This window comes from Pedobacter terrae (assembly GCF_036946585.1).
Taxonomy (GTDB): Bacteria; Bacteroidota; Bacteroidia; order Sphingobacteriales; family Sphingobacteriaceae; genus Pedobacter; species Pedobacter terrae_C.
Genome location: NZ_JAQIIV010000003.1, coordinates 1 through 20497, shown reverse-complemented (window position 1 = coordinate 20497; position 20497 = coordinate 1). Strand labels below are relative to the sequence as shown.

The following is a 20497-nucleotide window of genomic DNA, read 5'->3' as shown; positions in this document are numbered from 1 at the left end:
CTATGGAAAAAAAACAACCACTAAGAGGAAAGAAGCTGGTTATATTCAGTGTATTGTTCGCATTATTCATGGTATTTCTAGGATATAAAATGTTATTCGATACTAGTGATCAGGCGAATATTGCGTCCATCGATAGAAAAATAGAAAAGGATAAGGCACTCAGTCAATTTGATAAAGGACTTGAATTTTACGATCAAAAAAAATATGTGGAGGCGAGTAGATATTTCCAGGAATCGCTAAATAATGGTTTTCTTGTAGCTCATGCTTTATTGGGCGAATGTAAATTACATCTTAACGATTTAAAATCCGCAGAATATCATTTGATACAAGCTCTAGCTGTAAAAAATGGTGAAAGCGAACTGACGGGCTATTATTCTGGCGTAGAATTTAATTTAGGCGTTGTCTATCATCTGAAGAAAGATAATAAAAATGCAATAGCACATTTGCAAGTGGCCAAACAATTAGGAAATAGGGATGCTGCCATTTACTTGTCCAAAATGCGATTAAATTAATTAACATTTCTTAAACAATTAAAACATAAATCCCTGTAAAGCTGTTGTACCGCTAACCGCTAACCGCTAACCGCTAACCGCTAACCGCTAACCGCTAACCGCTAACCGCTAACCGCTAACCGCTAACCGCTAACCGCTAACCGCTAACCGCTAACCGCAAATTGTAGGCTCAATCTCACATCTGCTGTCTAATATCTCAAATCCAATCCCGCGTCTCAAACAAAAAACGTATTTTTGTCAACAATGGGAACACTAGTAGATTCAGGGATAAAGGGTTATAAAAATTACGGAACATACCTGCGCGACAAGTATAAAGGGCAGCGCGTATTTAAGGTAATTGTAGATGGTGGTTTTACCTGTCCCAATCGAGATGGGAGCAAAGGGTTTGGCGGCTGCACCTATTGTAACGTCGATTCCTTTACACCAGAGCCATCGCGTCAAAATCCCAATATCAAAGATCAGCTTGTCGAAGGGATGTTCAGGGCTAAAACTTCTTATAAAGCCGATAAATACATTGTTTATTTTCAGCCCAATACCAATACCTATGCGCCTGTACATTATTTAAAGATGATGTATGATGAGGCCTTATCCGTTAATACCGAAGATATTGTAGGTTTTGCGGTGGGCACCCGTCCTGATTGTATTGATGCCGAAAAAGTGGCACTGTTGGAAAGTTATACTGATCGTTTTGATGTAGATTTAGAAATGGGTATGGAATCTATCTATGATGAAACGCTTGACCAGATTAACAGGGGCTGCAGTCATGGCGAATTTGTGGCTGCGGTAGAACTTCTAAAAGACAGTAAACTCGATTTATGTGTACATACCATTTTTGGTTTCCCTTGGGAGACAAGAGAGCAGATGTACGGATATATTCAGGAAATTAACCGTTTTCCCACAGATTAAGTTTGTAAAGTTTCACCATCTTCATGTTGTAGAAGGATCTATCATGGGTGCTAAATACAAAAGGGAGCCCTTTAAATTGTTTTCGCTGGAAGAATATACTGATTTACTTTGTGAGTTAATCCCTTTATTGCGCCCGGATATCGTTATTCAGCGACTTTTTGGTATTTCAGATTGGGATTTATTAATAGCACCTAACTGGGGGCTAAATAAATCAGCAATTCAAACCTATATGGATAAAGAAATTGAAAAAAGAGGGATCGTTCAGGGATCTGCCTATATTTTGTAAAAACTTATTTTTTGTGTATTTTTCATTAAAAACCCGTGAGATTTCATGGGTTTTTCTGTTTTTAGGTGATTTTAAAGCATTTTATAGCTAAATTTTAGTTAAAATAATATTAATCTGGGTTAATATGTGATTTAATTTTTATTAAAAACGTATATCAAAAACGTGGCTATTTTTCGTTATTTTTATTTTCACGCTTAATTTTTGCTTTGTTTTGCAAAAATTTATATTTTTTATTAAAAAAATTCAATTAAATGGTGAAAAAATTACAATATGTACTATTTTTATAAAAATAAATCAAGCATATTTTAATTATTTAAATAGTACAAACAAATTAAGCTAAAAATTATGAGTAAATTCTCCTTTAAACAGTATGCGCCTTTTGCGATCTTGATGATCGTCGCAATTTTCGCTCTATTTATTCCACTTCTTCCTAATTTTGATGAAGGAAAATATAGTGGACCAGACATTGCATTTATATTAATCGCAGCCGCACTTGTATTTTTAATGACTCCGGGCCTTGCATTCTTTTATGGTGGAATGGTTCACCGTAAAAATGTACTGTCTACCATGATTAAAAGTGTGGTGGCAGCGGGTGTAATTACCGTTTTATGGACCGTAGTGGGTTTTAGTTTAGCCTTCGGCGATACCATTGGCGGTTTTATCGGAAATCCATCAACGTTTTTGTTCTTTAAAGGTGTAAATTCTGGAGCTCCGCATCTTCAGGGAGGAGCAGACTTAACCATTCCCCTTTCTTTATTTGCTGTATTTCAGTTAATGTTTGCCATCATTACACCAGGTTTGGTAGTTGGTGCTGTAGCAGAGCGTATCCGCTTTACCTCTTATATTTTATTTATTGTTTTATTCGCCATCTTTGTTTATTCGCCATTAGCACACTGGACATGGCATCCACAAGGTTTCTTGTTAAAAATGGGTGTATTGGATTTTGCAGGTGGTACGGTAGTGCACATCTCTGCCGGTATGGCTGCTTTAGCAGGCGCATTGGTGCTTAAACGCAGAAAATCTCACTTAGAACATAAAGAAGTGCCGCCAGCTAACATTCCTTACGTATTAATTGGTACCGGTTTACTATGGTTTGGTTGGTTCGGTTTTAATGCCGGTTCTGCACTAAGCGCAGGTAGTTTAGCTGTTTCTGCATTTTTAACCACAAATACCGCTGCAGGTGCTGCAGGTTTATCATGGATGTTCTTCGACGTTGCAAGAGGCAAAAAACCATCTGTATTGGGCTTCTGTATCGGGGCTGTTGTCGGTTTGGTAGCCATTACGCCGGGTGCTGGCTTTGTAAGTATTTCATCAAGTGTATTTATTGGTGCCATTGCCGCAGTGATCTCCAATTTAGTGGTTTCATGGAAACAAAAAACCAGTTTGGATGATACATTAGATGTTTTTCCTTGTCACGGCGTTGGCGGTATTGTAGGTATGTTGTTAACTGGTGTTTTTGCAACCAAAACTGTTAATGCTGCCGGTGCCGATGGCTTGTTTTACGGTAATCCCGATTTTTTCGTAACTCAATTAAAAGGCGCAGTCATAGTGATCGCATTCAGTTTCGTCGTATCGTTTGTAATCTTTAAACTGGTGAATCTGATTAATCCGATCAGGGTTTCTGAAGAAGAAGAAGAACTTGGTTTAGATGCTTCTCAGCATGATGAGAAATACTCTCAAGGTACTCTACTGGTAGAAGAACGCGCCATTTATATCGAAAGAAACAGTCCAATAACAGAACCAATCTCTTAAAGATTTTATATATCTAAACTCAAATCAAGCTCAAACATGAAGAAATTTTTAACCGCTATTTTCGCAATGGCCAGCACTACGTGTGCCCTGGCTCAAGAGACCGAATCATCTCCACTTGAAATTTCAGGATCGGTAGATACCTATTTTAAGTATGATTTTGCGAAAAATCCTTTAAATGCCAAAACCTCTTTTGTGACCGATCACAACTCCGTTTCACTTGGAATGATCGATATTGCGCTAAAGAAAAAAACAGGCAAGGCCTCATTTGTGGGGGAGCTTTCTTTTGGCCCCAGAGGACAATCTCAATCTATACCTGATGCTGCGGCCGGCGGTTCATCATTTAATATCCAAAACTTGTATGTCAACTACGATTTTACTGATGAATTTAGTATGACGGCTGGTTATATGGGTACATTTATTGGATATGAGGTGATTTCACCGGTAGGAAACTTCAACTACTCAACCTCTTACTTATTTACAAATGGTCCATTCCAGAATGCTGGTATTAAAGCTACTTATAAATTCAGCGATAAAGTGAGCTTAATGGCTGGCGTATTTAATGATTGGAACGTTTATAGTGCAACACGTGGTGTATCTGCAGTGGGCGGTCAGTTAATGGTTGCGCCGGTAGAAGGCTGGACGGCTTATATCAATGCCTTATCTGGTGCTGGTTTTGGTGGTTATGGAACAATTGTAGATTTAACCACTGCTTATCAGATTACAGAAAAATTTAAATTGGCTTTAAATGCAGCCAATTATGACATTAAAGATAACGCTGTACCAGGAAGCTACGCTGGGGCAGCATTATATCCTCAATATGCAGTATCAGATGCTGTAACTTTAGGTTTAAGGGGAGAATATTTTAAGCTAAAAGAAGCAGGGGTGGTTCCTGAAACAGCATTTACTGCTGTTACGCTTACTGCAAATATAAAATCCGGCGGTTTAACTTTTATCCCTGAGGTTAGGTTAGACCATAATAAAGACAAGCCTTTCTTTAATAAAAGCGGAGGCGCTGCACCAAATGGTGGTCAGTTTTCGCTTGCAGCAGTTTATGCTTTTTAAAAAAATAAATTTGAAAAATAGGAAGCCGTCCTGGTGCAAAATCAGGACGGCTTTTTTTATCTTTAAAATTTAGTTTTATCTATTCGTTTATTTTATGAAATATATCATTCTGGGTATTTTTACCATATTTACAGTTAATTTATCGGCACAGCAAAAACAGTTTTCTAAAGATGATAATGGTAAATTTATCTATTATCAGGTGGTAGATTCTCAATCAGTTAGTAAAGATAGCTTACTCCAGCGTGCCAGGTCATTTGTTACTGGCGTTTATAAAAAGTCTATGAAATTAGAAGGTAGCACTGATTCTTCTATCTTAGCCATGGGAACTTTGGAGATCGATAAGACCATTTTGGTTGCTAGTCACCCTAGCGGGGAGGTCAGTTACAATTTTGTTTTTGAAGTACGCCAGGGTAAATATCGGTTTTGGTTAACTGATATGCTGTTCATTCCTTACCAGAGGGATCGGTATGGTAATTTTGTACCGACTACAACAATTGGTACGCCTTTAGAACGTACACCAGGTAAGCTTGGTGTTGGTGCCTGGAAAGACATTTTAAACAGCACCTACAATAAAGTCGAAAAATTAGGAGCTGAGTTTAAAAAATACCTAGCTACCAATAGGATAGAGAAGACCAAAAAGAAAGCCGAAACCATCTCAACGAAAAAGTGGTAGATAAGACTAAAGCTTACCAAATAATTCCTCCACCTTTTGGTAACGGAATTTAAAAATTTCGTTGATTCTATTTTTCACGATCATGGAATTGGCAACGATTCCGATTGGCCCCCAGCCAATGCTATAATGTAAAATATCACGCATCAGTATTCCGCCTTCTATTTTTTCAAAATGGTGTTGATGGTGCCAAAAAGCAAATGGACCAAAACGCTGTTCATCTATAAAATATTCTTTGTCCTTAACATGTGTAATTTCGGTTACCCAACTCAATTTAATGCCAAACAAAGGAGAAACCTTATAGGTAATGACTAAGCCTGGATACATTTTGGTATTGGTCATGTTTGGTGAGGTTACATCAAAGGCCATGTTCTTTGGGGTAATTTCGGCCAGGTTCATTGGCGAAGAAAAAAAATCCCATGCTGAATTTAAATCAATAGGTAGTTTCTGGGTGAATTCTAATCGGTACGTTTTCACTTTTTTATTTTAAAAGCACAACAACGAAGTTGCAGTTTTGTTGGGTTTAACCGCACAGTTTTTAAATAGAAGCACAAAGCCGGGTATTACTGATTTTCGTGCCTTAGCATAACGATATAGTTAAGTTACCCACAGCGATACGTTGTTATAATCCTTAAAAGGATAATAACCTGAACTTGATAATTATTTAATTAAAATAATATCTCATAAACGTCTAATCCCTAACCAATTCATCATGCTGAACTTCCGCCCGGCCGGTCGGGCGGGTGTTTCAGCATCTTTTTAGCAGGAAGACCCTGAAATGAATCCTATAGCTATCGGATCAGGGTGACGTCTAATTAATTAAAAATGGAGGTATAAGCTACCGAGAGGCAATATTAATAATCGAATTCAGGTTAATGCTAAACTTCGGACCTCCGCCCCCTCATTTCGGGTTAAACCATCATCCCTCCTCCATCACACATTTTTCCTTTTAATGCACCATTTTATCAGCACAGGTAGAACTGGCAAATGCTTCTGGTTTAGCTTTAAAAATAAAACCCATGCTTAAAATGTAACCCATGGCATCATTCAGCGCTTTATTTGATTTAAATGATGGATTGGTATTAATATCGGCATGCACTTCCAGCGCTACATCGTAAATATCAAGTAAATCGCAAATGGAATAGGCCGTTTCAATCGATTTCTGTACTTCCATCAACATTCTTTCTTTGATACTGACCTGCTGTGTGCTCTTCTCCTGGTGGATGTACATAAAACCACCATGATGTTCCCTTAAAAGTACAATTACTGTTGCAAAATCGGTTACTGCACCTTTAACCTGCGAATCGGTACCGATGCAGACTTTAAGTTTATAGCCTTTTTCACTCTCTCTGATAATCGCATTTTCTATTTCTTCTAGGATTGAAGACTGAATAATTTCACCACTAAATTTTTTCCACGTCATAAACTGTTTTTTTGAGGTTAACGAATGGTAATCAGGTTTTTATAAAAATAAGCGCTAAAAATTAAATAAGTGTTAAGCAACGGTTGTTTATTTGCTAACAAAAAGTTAGTTATCAACAAGTTAGTTAAAATAATTTAGATGAAATCTAATTAGCTGAAACAAATCATTATCCGGTCCGTTAATATTTTATACATTCATTAAAATTTGTTAATTATGAGAGCAGAGTTAATCCAGGAGCTCCAGTTATTACAAAATAGCAGAGCGAATAAATTTGTAGATGAACTAACTGACAAAATCTTATCCTCAGTTGATGCAGTTAACGAAAAGGTATTATCTTCGATGTCTAAACGAGGCAGGATGCTAATGTTGCTGGATAAGGGGCTCAATTTTTCTACGCTCCGCAAACTTCGAAGAAAATTTTTCAGACCCTGACCAAGGGTCTCGTTTTTGCCCTAAAGAGAAATGATTACCTTTATGGCGGAATGATAGAAAATGCCTTAAAAAGATTAAATATTTCTGCACTTAACGAAATGCAGGAGTCTTCTGTGAAAGCAGCCAAGACTGGTAAAGATGTAATATTAATAGCGCCAACGGGTTCGGGAAAAACGTTGGCCTTTTTATTGCCACTGCTTTCCAGCTTAAAGACTGGAGTGAATGGCGTGCAAGCTTTGTTTCTAGTCCCGTCCAGAGAACTTGCCCTGCAAATTGAGCAGGTTTTTAAGCAAATGGGCACTTCTTTTAAGGTAAATTGCTGTTACGGTGGTCATGCGGTAAGGATAGAAAAAAATAACCTTGCGCATCCACCAGCCATCCTGATCGGAACACCCGGAAGAATAGCCTACCATTTGGAGCATCAAAATTTTGACGAATCTTTTATCGAAACCTTAGTTTTAGATGAATTTGATAAAGCGTTGGAGTTTGGCTTTGAAAACGATATGTCGTACATCATTGGCAAACTGCTATCATTAAAACAGCGCATACTTACATCTGCTACCAAAATGGAAGAAATTCCGGGTTTTGTAAAATTAAATGCACCTATTGAAGTTGATTTTTCAAAAAATGTCAAAGCAAAACCTGATTTAAAACTCAAAAAAATAACGGTACCTGCAGCCGACAAGTTGGATTATCTTTTCAGATTATTGAGCAAAATAGGCAACAAAAATACATTGGTTTTTTGTAATCACAGGGAAACGGTAGATCGGATCAGTGATTTGCTTTTCGAAAACGGTTTAGGCCATGATGTTTTTCATGGTGGAATGGAGCAGTTCGATCGTGAAAAGGCATTACTTAAATTTAGAAATGGTAGCCATCGGATTTTAATTACAACAGATCTGGCTGCCAGAGGTCTTGATATACCGGAAGTGGAGCATATTGTACATTATCAATTGCCTTATACCGAAGATGCCTATATTCATAGAAATGGCCGTACGGCACGCATGCATGCCAAAGGAACTGCATACGCTATTTTAACCACCGAAGAAAACTATAAATATCTACCTGATGATGTAGATGAGGAGGTTTTAGATGACCATTATGTGCTGCCTGAAGCAAGCGATTGGGTAACTTTGTACCTCGCACACGGTAAGAAAGATAAAATTAATAAAATTGACATTGTGGGTCTGTTTCTACAAAAGGGCAGTCTAGCGAAAGAAGATTTAGGCCTGATAGAGGTAAAAGATACTACCAGTTATGTTGCCGTAAAAAGAAGCAAGGTAACCCAATTGTTAAAAAAACTAAACGGTGAGAAAATTAAAGGAAAGAAGCTTAAATTAGAAGTGGCAAGCTAAGGAGATAAACCTGAAGTTGTGGCGTTTTACAGCATTTTAACTTTCAAACATTGCAACTTCAAACATTCACCAATTCAATCCTTTTTATAATTCAAAATTAAAAATGAGCAACAACGATATATTAAAAAAACTAAGGGTAGCCTTATCACTTAAAACAGAGGATATTATTACCATCTGTGACCTTGTTGGATTTAAAGTTACCAAGGCGGAGCTGGGTGATATTTTCAGAAATGAAGACCATGAGAATTTTAAGCCCTGCGGCGATCAGATTCTGCGTAATTTTTTAAACGGTCTTGTCATTTATAAAAGAGGTCCGAGGGATGAAAAAAAGCAATAATCTATGCTTTTTATTGTTTTTTATACTGATCTTATTTTCCTTTAACGCTCTCGCACAGTCTCAGTTTAAAATAAGTGGTCATGTAATCGATTCTCTGAAGAAGCCTGTTGAAGGCGTTAGCATCAGATTGATTACTCACCAGGATACGCTTCGCACCAATTCTGATGCGAAGGGAAACTTTGCATTCGCAAAAGTACACCTCAATAAGTTTTATCTTTCTATTACTGCATTGGGTTACAAGCCATTTACATCTATCTACGAAATCGAATCTTCAAAAAAAAATGCTGTTTTAGACCCTATTATGCTCCAGGTGGAAACTATCCGTTTGGAGGATGTACAGATTAAAGTAAAAGTAGATCCCATTAAAATCAAGAAAGATACCATTGAATATAATGCAGGAGCCTATACAGTAAGGGAAAATGATAAGGTGGAAGACTTGCTTAGGCAGTTGCAAGGCATTGAGATTGACGCGAAAGGTGCCGTTACCGCAATGGGTAAAAAAATGACCAAACTTCGGGTAAATGGCGAAGATTTTTTCACAAATAATGTAGAAGATTACATCAGGCAATTGCCCGCAGATATTATCGCCAAGCTACAGGTTATCGACGATTATGGTGACGAAGCCAATTTTACCGGTATTAAAGTGGGTACACCGCAAAAAATGTTAAATCTGGTTACCAAGCCAGGTCTGGATAAGGGTGTTTTTGGTGGCGTAGATATAAATTCTGCTACGAGTAATGCACATGATTTAGTTGCTAAAGGAAACATCTGGAGAAACACTAAGCAAATAGGTTTTGGTGGACGTTATGGTATGACCAATAATGAATTTTCCAAATTAAATAATAGCATGTTAAATGGCAATATCAGAGATAAAATTTCGAAAGGATTTAGCCTTCATGGCAGTTACGACTTCAGTAATGGAAACAACAGATCTATTCAAAGTAATTATCTTGAAACATTTAATCCGCAAGGAACCATTTATGATTTAAGGGAGAGCATCAACCATTCCAATTCTTTAACGAATACCATAAACCTAGGTTTAAATGGTTCCTCAGCTAAAAATTATTTCAACGTTTCTCTATCCGGGGAATTAACCGATACCCGGAATGATGCTTCATCTACGTCAAATAAAACAGGGATAATCAAACAGGACCTAAGTTCTAACTCAGGATCAAAAAATAACAACCCCAATCTTAACGGAAGCATCAATTGGTCGCGACGCTTATCCAACAATAAACGCTCACTTTCTATGGGATTTAACTTTGGTTCCAATAGAGGAAATACCAATAGCAGCATTAACGATATGATTCGTTATTATAATGAAACGACCAATTTATTGCTAAAAGATTCAATTTTGAACCGTTTGGTTGAGCATAAGGCTTCAAGTGCGAATTTTGGCGGCAATATTCAGTTTTCTAATTCCCTAAAAAAAGCGAATGATAGTACTGGCTATAATTTTATCAATATATCTTATCGCTTTATGGTAAGCAGAAGCCGTAATCAGCAGACTACCACGGTGAACAATGCATTTGGAAATAGCTTTGTAGTTGATTCACTAGGTCAGGATTATGTCTCGAATTTTATTAATCAGAACGTTAGCATTGGTTATAATGCAAACAAAAGCCGGCTTAGTTATAATTTGGGGGTTAATTTTTCGCCAAGTATTATAATTGGTCAGTATCGTGATACGGGACAAAAACTTAAAAACTATCAGTTAAATTTTTCTCCTCTGGCGAATTTAAGCTACCAGATCAAAGACAATGAAAATTTAAGTTTTGACTATATTGGCTATACCAGTTCTCCCGATTTTAATAAACTACAACCTATCAGAAACAATAACGATGTACAGAACTTAATTATTGGTAATCCTGATCTTAAAGCAACCTCAAGCCACACGGCCGATTTTAGTTATAATAAATTTGGGCTTAAATCAGGTTTGAGCATAATGGCTAATTTATTGGGTACTTTTGCCATTAACAGTGTGGTGAGCAATACGGTTTTTTTAAGGGATACGCTGAACAGTTTGAAACAACAGACCACCTATGAGAATGTAAACGGTATTTATAATATTGGTGTAGGTTACTCTATAAACAAAAGGATATTAGATAACAAAATTTCCTTATCTATCGACGGAAACGTTGCCTATAGCCATAATGTTTTTTATACTGATAACGTGCTAAACCGCAGCAAAGGAATAAATATTTCTAATGCTTTGAAATTTAACCTCAACCAGAAAAAATATTCTTTAAATACCAGTACATCTTATAGTTTCAGTTCCAATACATATTCGGTAATGAACCAGAACATTAAAAATGTACAGGTTGTAGCCCTGAGCGGAAATGCAAGCTGGATTCCCAGTAAACGCTTCAGGGTAAATGCGTCAGTATCTAAAAGTTTAAATTTTGGCTATAGCTTATATGCCGGGAATCCATTATTGGTAAATTTAGGACTGAATAGTTCTTTCCTGAAAGATAACAGACTGTTATTCTCTGTTCAGGCAAACGATTTGTTTAATCAAGGCGCGCTATTCAGAACCAGTATTACCAACAACTCCATTTCAGAAAACAGAACAAGGTTTATCAGTCGTTTTATACAGGCAACATTAAGTTACAACTTAAGGCATTTTGGAAGTAAAAATAGTAACATTAATGCTGAATAATAAATAGTTAAATACAGATTATTTAGTTTTAAAGTTTGATCACATTATCCATTTTAACTCATGAATAAAATCCTTTTTTTTATTTTATTGCTTTTTGGCCATTTTGTATTTGCGCAAGACCAGCAAACAGACTCATTAAATACCAAAGCTGAAAAAGAAAACTTTACCGACGATTGGGCTGCATTGACAAAGTATCAGAAAGAAAATAAACTTTTACCGCTACCCACTAAAAAAGGAAAGAGAGTCGTGTTTTTGGGAAGTTCTATTTTTGAGTTCTGGAAACAGAAAGATCCTGAATATTTTAGACGGAATGATTATGTGGATAGGGGAATAAGCGGACAGATTTCACCACAGTTGCTGATCCGTTTTCGGCAGGATGTAATTAACCTTAGGCCAAAAGTGGTGATTATTTTGGCAGGTAGCAACGACATTGCTGGCAATACAGGTCATGTTACTATAGATAAGATTATGGATAACATTAAGTCCATGGCAGAACTGGCGACATTACACCGTATCAAGGTTGTACTCTGCAAATATCTCCCTGTTTACGAATATCCATGGAACAAAAGCATTAAAGCGGCCGATAGTATTGTAAGCCTGAACGAAAAAATCGAAGCTTATGCCAAAAAGCGGAATTATACTGTTTTGGATTATTGGACTCCTCTGGTAGACGAAAGAAAAGGGCAACGTGCTGAACTAACGGTTGATGGAGTTCATCCTAACCTGGCAGGTTATAAAATAATGGAAGTGATAACGGACGCTGCTGTAAAAAAGGCTTTGAAAAACAGGCGTTAGAAAGTTCATTGGCCATTTGGTTGTATGATGCAGACATTTGAGCGCTCTATATTACTAAATTCTTTTATGTTATTCTGAATACAGTGAGGAATCTTCCTTGGGCTGATAATAGCGTTTGCGAGTAATCAACTAAAACTAATACCTCTTTTATATTGACTTTTCCAAATAGATTTATATTTATTTTTATTTTCAGTAATATTTGAAAATTTAATAAATTTGATCTACTTTTACATAGTAAAAGAAAATTGAAGTATAAATTTTTAAAAATGCCCCAACGGGGCCTATTTTTTTAAGTTATATTTTCAGTTTTTCCTGAAAGTTAAATAATTAAAGCTGGTAGTTATGGATTACAATATTCTCGGCTATGGTATTTTTATAACGGTAATCGCATTCGTTATTGTGGTGGTTGGCAAAACCTGTTATCGGAACGGCAATATCTTTGTAGCCGAACTTATTCCTGATCATTTAGACCTCTGCCAGCAAATTAATAAATCATTACTGGTGTCTTATTACCTGGTAAATATCGGCTACGCTGCCATGACATTGGTAGGGTGGGAGACGATCATTTCCCCACAACAATTAATAGAGATAATGGCTGTAAAAGTAGCCACTATTGTATGCATCCTCTCTGTTCTTCATTACTTAAACATCTATTTGCTTACCAATACCATACATAAATTAATCAAATAACAATCTAAACTTTTTAATTATGGAAGCGACAAAAATTTTAATCGGCTATGCAGTTTATTTGCCAGTTGCACTTTTTCTGACATTTTATGTTTCAAAAACATTGTTCAAAAATAGCAAGGTATATATGTTGGATATTTTTAAAGGAAGGGAAGAGATTGCCAACGCAACTAACAAACTTTTTGAGACGGGTTTTTATCTGTTGAATATTGGTTTCGCGCTGCTCATTATGAAGATTACGATAAGCGCTAATGATTACCGTAATTTAATTGAGGCCTTGAGTTCTAAAATTGGCGGTTTTGCCATTTACCTTGGCATTATGCTCTTTATCAACCTTTATTTTTTCTTTAGAGGCAAACGCAAAGCAAAAGAAAGCCAAACGCCAAATCCTTTTCAACCTGCATAAATATAGGAGAAATCGTCATTCCAACTAGATCCTATAGCTATTGGATGGAAATCACGAAGTACTCATGAATTAAAACTCGCTTGAACAATCATAATGCAATAGGCTTAAAGATTAGCTTCGCTGAGTACATCTTGGTTCTCGCATGCACGGGAATGACGATAATTTAGAAAGTAATTTCGCAATAACACATTTCAAACAAAAAGTCCCGATAAAAATCGGGACTTTTTTATTAATCTAATTTTTTATATCTGATGCGTTTCGGAGTTACATCGCCCAAACGCTTTTTACGGTTTTCTTCGTAATCGGAATAGTTTCCTTCAAAGAAATAAACTTCAGAGTTACCCTCGAAAGCCAGGATGTGGGTACAGATCCGATCCAGGAACCATCTGTCGTGACTGATCACTACAGCACAACCACCAAAATTTTCTAAAGCTTCTTCCAGCGCACGTAAAGTATTTACATCAATATCGTTGGTTGGCTCATCCAGTAGCAATACATTGGCTCCTTTTTTTAAGGTAATGGCTAAATGCACGCGGTTACGTTCACCACCAGATAGAATGCCAACTTTTTTCTGCTGATCGCCGCCATTGAAGTTGAACTTTGAAACATAGGCACGACCATTAACTGCTTTGGTACCCAATTGTATATTGTCCAAGCCATCTGTAATGTTTTCGTAAACGGTTTTTTCCGCATCTAAGTCGTTATGCATCTGATCTACATAACCCAGTTCAACCGTTTCACCTACACGGAAAGTGCCGGCATCTGCTTCTTCCTGCCCGGTAATTAAACGGAATAAAGTAGTCTTACCTGCTCCATTCGGACCAATAATACCCACAATACCTGCCGGAGGAAGAGAAAAATTCAAATTATCGAATAATACTTTATCTCCGTAAGCTTTGCTAACATTTGTGGCTTCAATAACCACATTACCTAAACGCGGACCTGGAGGGATAAAGAGCTCCAGTTTTTCTTCTCTTTCCCTACCATCTTCCGATGCTAATTTATCGTAATTGGCAATCCGTGCTTTCGATTTTGCATGACGTGCTTTAGGTGCCATACGCACCCATTCAAGCTCCCGCTCTAAAGTTTTCTGGCGTTTGCTTTCGGTTTTTTCTTCTTGCGCCAAACGTTTCGCTTTCTGATCTAACCAGCTGCTATAATTCCCTTTCCATGGAATGCCTTCTCCACGGTCTAACTCTAAAATCCATCCCGCAACGTTATCTAGGAAATACCTGTCGTGTGTTACGGCAATAACGGTTCCTTCGTAATTTTGCAAGAATTGCTCTAACCAATCAATACTTTCGGCATCTAAGTGGTTGGTAGGCTCATCCAATAACAACACATCAGGATGTTGCAGCAACAAACGGCACATGGCTACACGGCGGCGTTCACCACCTGATAATACACTAATTTTAGTATCCGGATCAGGGCAACGTAAAGCATCCATGGCCCTTTCCAGTTTTGAATCAATTTCCCAGGCACCCAAAGAATCGATTTTATCCTGTAGTTCACCCTGTCTGGCCATTAACTTATCCATTTTGTCTGGATCAGAGTAGTTTTCTTCCAAACCGAAGGCCTCATTCACTTCTTCATATTCTTTTAATATGGCCGTAACTTCGGCAACACCCTCTTCAACTACCTCGCGAACGGTTTTTTCTGGGTCCAAGATCGGCTCTTGCGCCAGATAACCAACAGAATAGCCAGGTGAGAAAACAACTTCTCCCTGGTAAGATTTATCTAAACCGGCAATAATTTTTAAAAGAGATGACTTACCTGAGCCATTTAAGCCGATCACTCCGATTTTGGCACCGTAAAAGAAGGAGAGGTAAATATTTTTTAAAACCTGTTTTTGTGGCGGGTAAATTTTATTTACCCCAGCCATTGAAAATATTATTTTCTCGTCAGACATGTTGATTTCTTGTATTTAGCTTATTTAAAGGCACTATTGTTTTCGAAAATGGAATTTTCAGTATTAAAAGCTATTTCTTCATAATTATCCAATAGCGAAAGTGGCAGTGCGAAGACCGGTTACAAAGATAAAAACAACAGGCCCATTACAAAATGGTTTGCAAAGTATATCACAACTTTTAATGTTAGGAGTGCAGTATACTTTATTTGGTAATATTCAACCGAAGATTTTCTGTGTCAAAATAAAATCTCATTGTAGAAGAATTGACAAAACGGTCCCGAAAGCTAATGTTTATCCCCTAATACTTGCGCATTATGTAGTGATATTTTTGCCGAGATCGTGACATGATTATAAATCATTCAAACGGGAAATATCTGTTTTCAGCAATACATTGTAAATGAATTTTACATATGCCTCATACTACATTTATCGGCGGTAATGTTTAACCAAAAAAAGCAAAACACTTTAGGTATGATCTAATAATATAGGTTATTTAGCATTCAATGGGGTATTCTTATCAATTTGGCCCCTAAAAATTACCATATTGCCCCTCACTCGTATAGCGATTTTAATGGTTAATTTGTTGCAACCAAATATACTATTGAACATATGAAGAAAACCAAACTATCAAGAACATTCAACTAAACCTCTGCTTACAATTATCTGTGCCAAGATGATTGTTGCCAAATTACCATTAGGCTTTTTTTTAACTAGGAAAAGCTGACGGCTGAGTTTTGCAAAGTAAGAATATCTGCCATCGTAAGGTTTTACCATATGATGGGTGGTAGGCTCATGAATAAACCAATAAACAAACAATTTCAAACTAAAATCAAAAAATGAGAAAAATCTACAAAAAGAAAGCCCAGATTTCGGGCTGCCTGTTTTTCCGTGGAGGCGTATTCCGAACGCTGCTCAGTGTGCTGTTATTTTTGAGTTTAGGCTTTTCGGCCTCTGCTCAGAGTGAAGTAACGGTAAAAGGGGTAGTAAAGGATACAATGGGCGGATTACCGGGCGTAAATGTTAAAGTTTCGGGATCAAGTCGCGGAATCTCCACTGACGATCTGGGAAGATATACCATCCAGGTTCCGCGTTCGGGGAAACTACTGTTTTCTCTGGTAGGTTATAAAGCGCAAACTAAAGCCGTTATCGATTATGAGAAATCAGGCGATGGAAATTATGTCATCAATGTGGTCTTAAAACCTGACGCCAATTCTTTACAGGATGTTGCGGTAGTTGGTTTTGGTACACAGAAAAAACAAAGCGTAATCAGTTCAATTACCTCTATTAACCCAAAAGAGTTAAAAGGACCAACCAGTAACCTGACAACCATGCTGGCAGGTAGGGTAGCCGGTATGATTGCTTATCAACGTAGCGGTGAGCCAGGTGCAGATAATGCCTCTTTCTTTATCCGCGGATTAGGTAGTTTTGGTGCGGGCAAGCAGGATCCTTTAATTTTAATTGACGGTGTCGAATCCACTCAAAATGACATGGCCCGTTTACAGCCAGACGATATAGCATCATTCAACGTTTTAAAAGATGCAACAGCTTCAGCAGTTTATGGTGCAAGAGGTGCAAATGGTGTGCTTTTGATTCTAACAAAGGCAGGACAGGCCGGAGAAACCAAATATTTTTTCCGTGCTGAAACTTCATTATCGGGTAACACCAGAAATTTCAAATTTGCAGATAATGTTACCTATATGAAGCAGGCCAATGAAGCGGCATTAACCAGAAGCAGACTGGCGATATTGCCTTACTTACAAACTAAAATTGATGCTACGGCGGCTGGTGATAATCCGCTTTTATATCCAAATAATAACTGGATAAAAGAGTTAATTAAGGATTACACATTTAACCAGCGTTACAATATGAACGTAACGGGTGGTGGTAGTAAGGCCAGTTATTATATTTCTGGTACTTATAATGTTGATAACGGGGTATTAAAAGTGGCAGATCTGAATAATTTTAATAGTAACATCAAACTCAGAAATTATTCAATAAGATCTACGGTTAATATCAATCTTACCAATACCACAGAAGCTATTGTGAGGGTGTACGGTCAGTTTGATGATTACAGGGGGCCGGTTGGCGGTTTCGATAGTAACGGAAATAAAATCAATGGTGGTCAGAAGATTTTTAATCAGGCACTTTGGTCTAATCCGGTAATGTTTCCTGCGGTTTACCCGGCGAGTTATCAGCCCTACGCTAAACATCCATTATTTGGTAATGCCATTTCACCTAGTGGATCACTATACATCAATCCTTATGCTGAAATGGTTAAAGGATATCAGGATAACAATTCTTCAACCTTGCAAACACAAATTGAACTCAAGCAGGACTTAAAAGATGTATTACCAGGTTTAAGTGCACGTTTGATGTCTTATGTAATCCGATATTCCTATTTTGATATTGCACGTAACTATAATCCTTTTTATTATTCAGCCATTCCTAACCCGGCAGGGGGGGATTTTATGCTCAACTTGTTAAATAGTGGTGCGCCCCCAACTTATGGCCTTACAGGAACTGAATATCTGAACTATTCAGAAGGAACTAAAAGTTTAAACTCTACTTTTTATACAGAAGTAGCTGTAAACTACAATCATACTTTCAAAGAGAAACATGCGGTATCCGGAATGTTGATTACCAATATGCGGAATTATCTGGCTGCTAATGCCGGAAGTCTTCAGTTGTCATTACCATCCCGTAATCAGGGCGTGTCAGGACGTGCAACTTATGGATATGATAATCGCTATCTGGCAGAATTCAACTTTGGCTATAATGGATCGGAGCGTTTTGCTGCAAACAATCGTTTTGGTTTCTTCCCTTCATTTGGTTTGGGTTATCTGATCTCAAACGAGAAATTCTTCAAACCGTTAAGCAAAGTCTTAAGCAATGTAAAGTTAAGAGCGACATATGGTATCACTGGTAATGATCAGATTGGAAGGGCTCAGGATCGTTTCTTCTACCTTTCTGAGGTGAATATGAATAACGGAACTTATGGTGGAACATTTGGCGAGAATAATTTTTATTACAAGGATGGTATCTCGATTTCGCGTTATGCAAATCCATTAATCACATGGGAAAAATCTAAACAACTCAATCTTGGTTTAGATTTGACCCTGTTTGATGCGTTAAGTATTAATATTGATGTATATAAACAAAACCGTTCTAACATTTTAACCGATAGGGTATACGTTCCGAGTACAATGGGACTTCAGGCAGCAGTTAAGGCGAATACCAATGAGATGGAAAGTAGAGGCGTTGACTTTTCGGCAAATTATAATAAATCTTTTGGAAACAGCATGTATTTGCAGTTAAGAGGAAACCTTACTTATGCTACGAATAAAATCCTAATCAACGATGAACCTGCCTACAATGCAAATGAGGCATACCGCACCCGCGTGGGAGTGCCGAGTACACAAGCTTTTGGATATATTGCAGAAAGGCTATTCGTTGACGATGCTGAAGCTAAAAATTCACCTGTGCAATTTGCCGGTAAACCCGGACTTGATTATGGTGGTGGTGATATTAAATACAGAGATGTAAATGGTGATGGTATCATATCAGAGGCTGACGCTGTACCTATCGGGCTACCGCAAGCACCAGAAATTATTTATGGTTTTGGAGGAACATTTGGCTTTAAAGGTTTTGATATATCCGCCTTTTTCCAGGGTTCTGCCCGTTCATCGTTTTTTATCAATCCGCAAAATATTTCGCCTTTTGTATTTAACGGTGGTTCACAAAATGGTCTTCTCGACGTGGTTGCCCAAAGTCATTGGAGTGAAGAAAATCGTGATATATATGCCTTCTGGCCTCGGTTAAGCGATAAATTTATTGCCAATAATAATCAGACATCAACATGGTGGATGCGTAATGGGTCCTTTTTAAGGTTAAAAACGGTAGAGCTTGGTTATAATCTTCCAACCAGAATTCAAAACAAACTCGGAATCAGGGCTACCCGGTTTTATTTAAACGCTAGTAACCTTGCTGCATTTAGCTCATTTAAGTTATGGGATGTGGAAATGGGAGGAAACGGCTTAGGTTACCCTGTACAAACGGTATACAATTTAGGTGTGAGTTTAAGTTTTTAAAGATTGTTAAAGAAAATACAATGAAAAATACCGAAATATTATTTCAAAATAAAAAGAAACCTGGTTTAATGGGGTTGGCCTCCATTCTAATGCTGAGTTTAGTTTTATTGGGTTCATGTAAAAAATATCTGGATATTGTTCCGGATAATGTGGCCACGATAGACAATGCATTTACCTTGAGAAGTGAGGCAGAAAAGTATTTATTTACTTGTTATTCCTTCTTGCCTAAAGATGGTGACCCGTTGAACAATATGGGGTTTATGGCCGGAGATGAAATCTGGTCAAATATCGAAGAACGTGAGTTTATTTCTTATGGATGGCGTATTGCCAGAGGTAGTCAGAATGCTGACAATCCGTTAATGGATGCATGGAACGGACGTTTTCAGGGCGGAGGATTTGGTGATAACTTTGGTTTATACAAAGCAATCAGAACCTGTAATATTTTTCTTGATAATGTACAGGATCAGACCAAAGTTCCGGATCTGAAATTAGATGAAAGACAGCGTTGGATTGCGGAAGTAAAATTTTTAAAAGCATATTACAACTTTCTGCTGCTTCGCATGTATGGTCCGATTCCAATCGTAGACAAAAACCTGGATCTTGATGCATCTGTTGATGAAGTAAGAATTAAAAGGATGCCTTTTGATGATTGTGTAAATTACGTGAATAATTTATTGGATGAATCTATTGCCAACTTACCCACGATTATTACAGATAGGACCAATGAATTGGGGCGTATTACCAAACCGATCGCACTTGCAATTAAGGCTAAATTACTACTAACCGCCGCAAGCCCTTTATTCAATGGAAATACTGATTATGCAGGATTCAGGGATAAAGATGGAGTTGCACTTTTTAATACCACGTATGACGCCAATAAATGGATAAAAGCTAAAGATGCGGCAAAAGCGGCTGTGGATGCAGCCGAAAGTGCAGGATTTAAATTATATCAATTTCCGGGATCTCAGTTTAAACTGTCAGACTCTACATTAAGACAGCTAACGATAAGGGGTGCATTAACGGAAAGAGTTGCTCAAAACTCGGAGCATGTTTGGGCTAACCCGAATAGTCTTTCATTATTTATGCAACAGGTAGCGATGCCACGTTTAATGAAAGGTTCAGATCCAATCCCGGTAGGATTAGCCAGACAACAGTTAGCACCTCCTATTAAAATTGCAGAAATGTTCTACACGCGGAACGGTGTGCCCATTAACGAAG

Annotated in this window: 15 protein-coding genes and 1 pseudogene; 13 read left to right on the top strand and 3 right to left on the bottom strand. The window is 37.5% G+C overall.

Annotation, left to right across the window (positions count from 1 at the left end):
* Positions 1-2: 2 nt before the first annotated feature.
* The 5 genes and pseudogenes from PGN18_RS05145 to PGN18_RS05125 all read left to right on the top strand — a co-directional run bounded on the left by PGN18_RS05145 (position 3) and on the right by PGN18_RS05125 (position 5191).
* Entirely contained in the window at positions 3-512 is a 510-nt protein-coding gene (locus tag PGN18_RS05145; protein ID WP_335318308.1) for a hypothetical protein, read from the top strand.
* Between the two features lie 243 nt (positions 513-755).
* Positions 756-1704: pseudogene (locus PGN18_RS05140) on the top strand (TIGR01212 family radical SAM protein).
* 345 nt (positions 1705-2049) lie between these two features.
* Entirely contained in the window at positions 2050-3456 is a 1407-nt protein-coding gene (locus tag PGN18_RS05135) for an ammonium transporter (protein ID WP_335318305.1), read from the top strand.
* A gap of 36 nt (positions 3457-3492) precedes the next feature.
* Complete coding sequence (locus PGN18_RS05130) at positions 3493-4518, top strand: porin (RefSeq protein ID WP_335318303.1); 1026 nt, start codon at positions 3493-3495, stop codon at positions 4516-4518.
* A gap of 94 nt (positions 4519-4612) precedes the next feature.
* Positions 4613-5191 (top strand): DUF4468 domain-containing protein, encoded by a 579-nt coding sequence (locus tag PGN18_RS05125; protein WP_335318301.1) that lies wholly within the window; start codon positions 4613-4615, stop codon positions 5189-5191.
* Between the two features lie 6 nt (positions 5192-5197).
* On the opposite strand, the gene PGN18_RS05120 is transcribed toward PGN18_RS05125, so the two are convergent.
* On the bottom strand, positions 5198-5665 hold the full coding sequence (locus PGN18_RS05120) for an SRPBCC family protein (RefSeq protein WP_335318299.1): 468 nt from the start codon (positions 5663-5665) through the stop codon (positions 5198-5200).
* 472 nt (positions 5666-6137) lie between these two features.
* Positions 6138-6611: a ribonuclease H-like YkuK family protein gene (locus tag PGN18_RS05115; RefSeq protein ID WP_205056488.1), complete on the bottom strand. Its 474-nt coding sequence runs from the start codon at positions 6609-6611 to the stop codon at positions 6138-6140.
* Positions 6612-7093: 482 nt separating this feature from the next.
* Between PGN18_RS05115 and PGN18_RS05110 the strand changes: the two genes are divergently transcribed.
* The 6 genes from PGN18_RS05110 (at position 7094) to PGN18_RS05085 (ending at position 13282) form a co-directional block, all read left to right on the top strand.
* Positions 7094-8398 (top strand): DEAD/DEAH box helicase, encoded by a 1305-nt coding sequence (locus tag PGN18_RS05110; protein ID WP_335318297.1) that lies wholly within the window; start codon positions 7094-7096, stop codon positions 8396-8398.
* A gap of 103 nt (positions 8399-8501) precedes the next feature.
* Positions 8502-8735: a DUF1456 family protein gene (locus PGN18_RS05105; protein WP_029274124.1), complete on the top strand. Its 234-nt coding sequence runs from the start codon at positions 8502-8504 to the stop codon at positions 8733-8735.
* On the top strand, positions 8719-11394 hold the full coding sequence (locus tag PGN18_RS05100) for a TonB-dependent receptor (RefSeq protein WP_335318292.1): 2676 nt from the start codon (positions 8719-8721) through the stop codon (positions 11392-11394). Before PGN18_RS05105 ends, PGN18_RS05100 begins: the two co-directional genes overlap by 17 nt.
* 60 nt (positions 11395-11454) lie before the next feature.
* Entirely contained in the window at positions 11455-12189 is a 735-nt protein-coding gene (locus PGN18_RS05095) for a GDSL-type esterase/lipase family protein (RefSeq protein WP_335318291.1), read from the top strand.
* Positions 12190-12531: 342 nt separating this feature from the next.
* Positions 12532-12879 (top strand): hypothetical protein, encoded by a 348-nt coding sequence (locus tag PGN18_RS05090; protein WP_335318290.1) that lies wholly within the window; start codon positions 12532-12534, stop codon positions 12877-12879.
* Between the two features lie 19 nt (positions 12880-12898).
* Positions 12899-13282, top strand: coding sequence for a hypothetical protein (locus PGN18_RS05085; protein ID WP_335318289.1), 384 nt, complete (start codon positions 12899-12901; stop codon positions 13280-13282).
* 229 nt (positions 13283-13511) lie between these two features.
* On the opposite strand, the gene ettA is transcribed toward PGN18_RS05085, so the two are convergent.
* Positions 13512-15191 carry an energy-dependent translational throttle protein EttA gene (gene ettA / locus PGN18_RS05080; protein WP_293744376.1) on the bottom strand — a complete coding sequence of 560 codons (1680 nt, stop codon included), beginning with the start codon at positions 15189-15191 and terminating at the stop codon, positions 13512-13514.
* A gap of 836 nt (positions 15192-16027) precedes the next feature.
* On the opposite strand from ettA, the gene PGN18_RS05075 reads away from it, so the two are divergent.
* Positions 16028-19279 (top strand): SusC/RagA family TonB-linked outer membrane protein, encoded by a 3252-nt coding sequence (locus tag PGN18_RS05075; protein ID WP_335318287.1) that lies wholly within the window; start codon positions 16028-16030, stop codon positions 19277-19279.
* A gap of 20 nt (positions 19280-19299) precedes the next feature.
* Positions 19300-20497, top strand: a 1198-nt coding sequence (locus tag PGN18_RS05070) for a RagB/SusD family nutrient uptake outer membrane protein (protein ID WP_335318286.1), incomplete at its 3' end; no start/stop codon positions are given.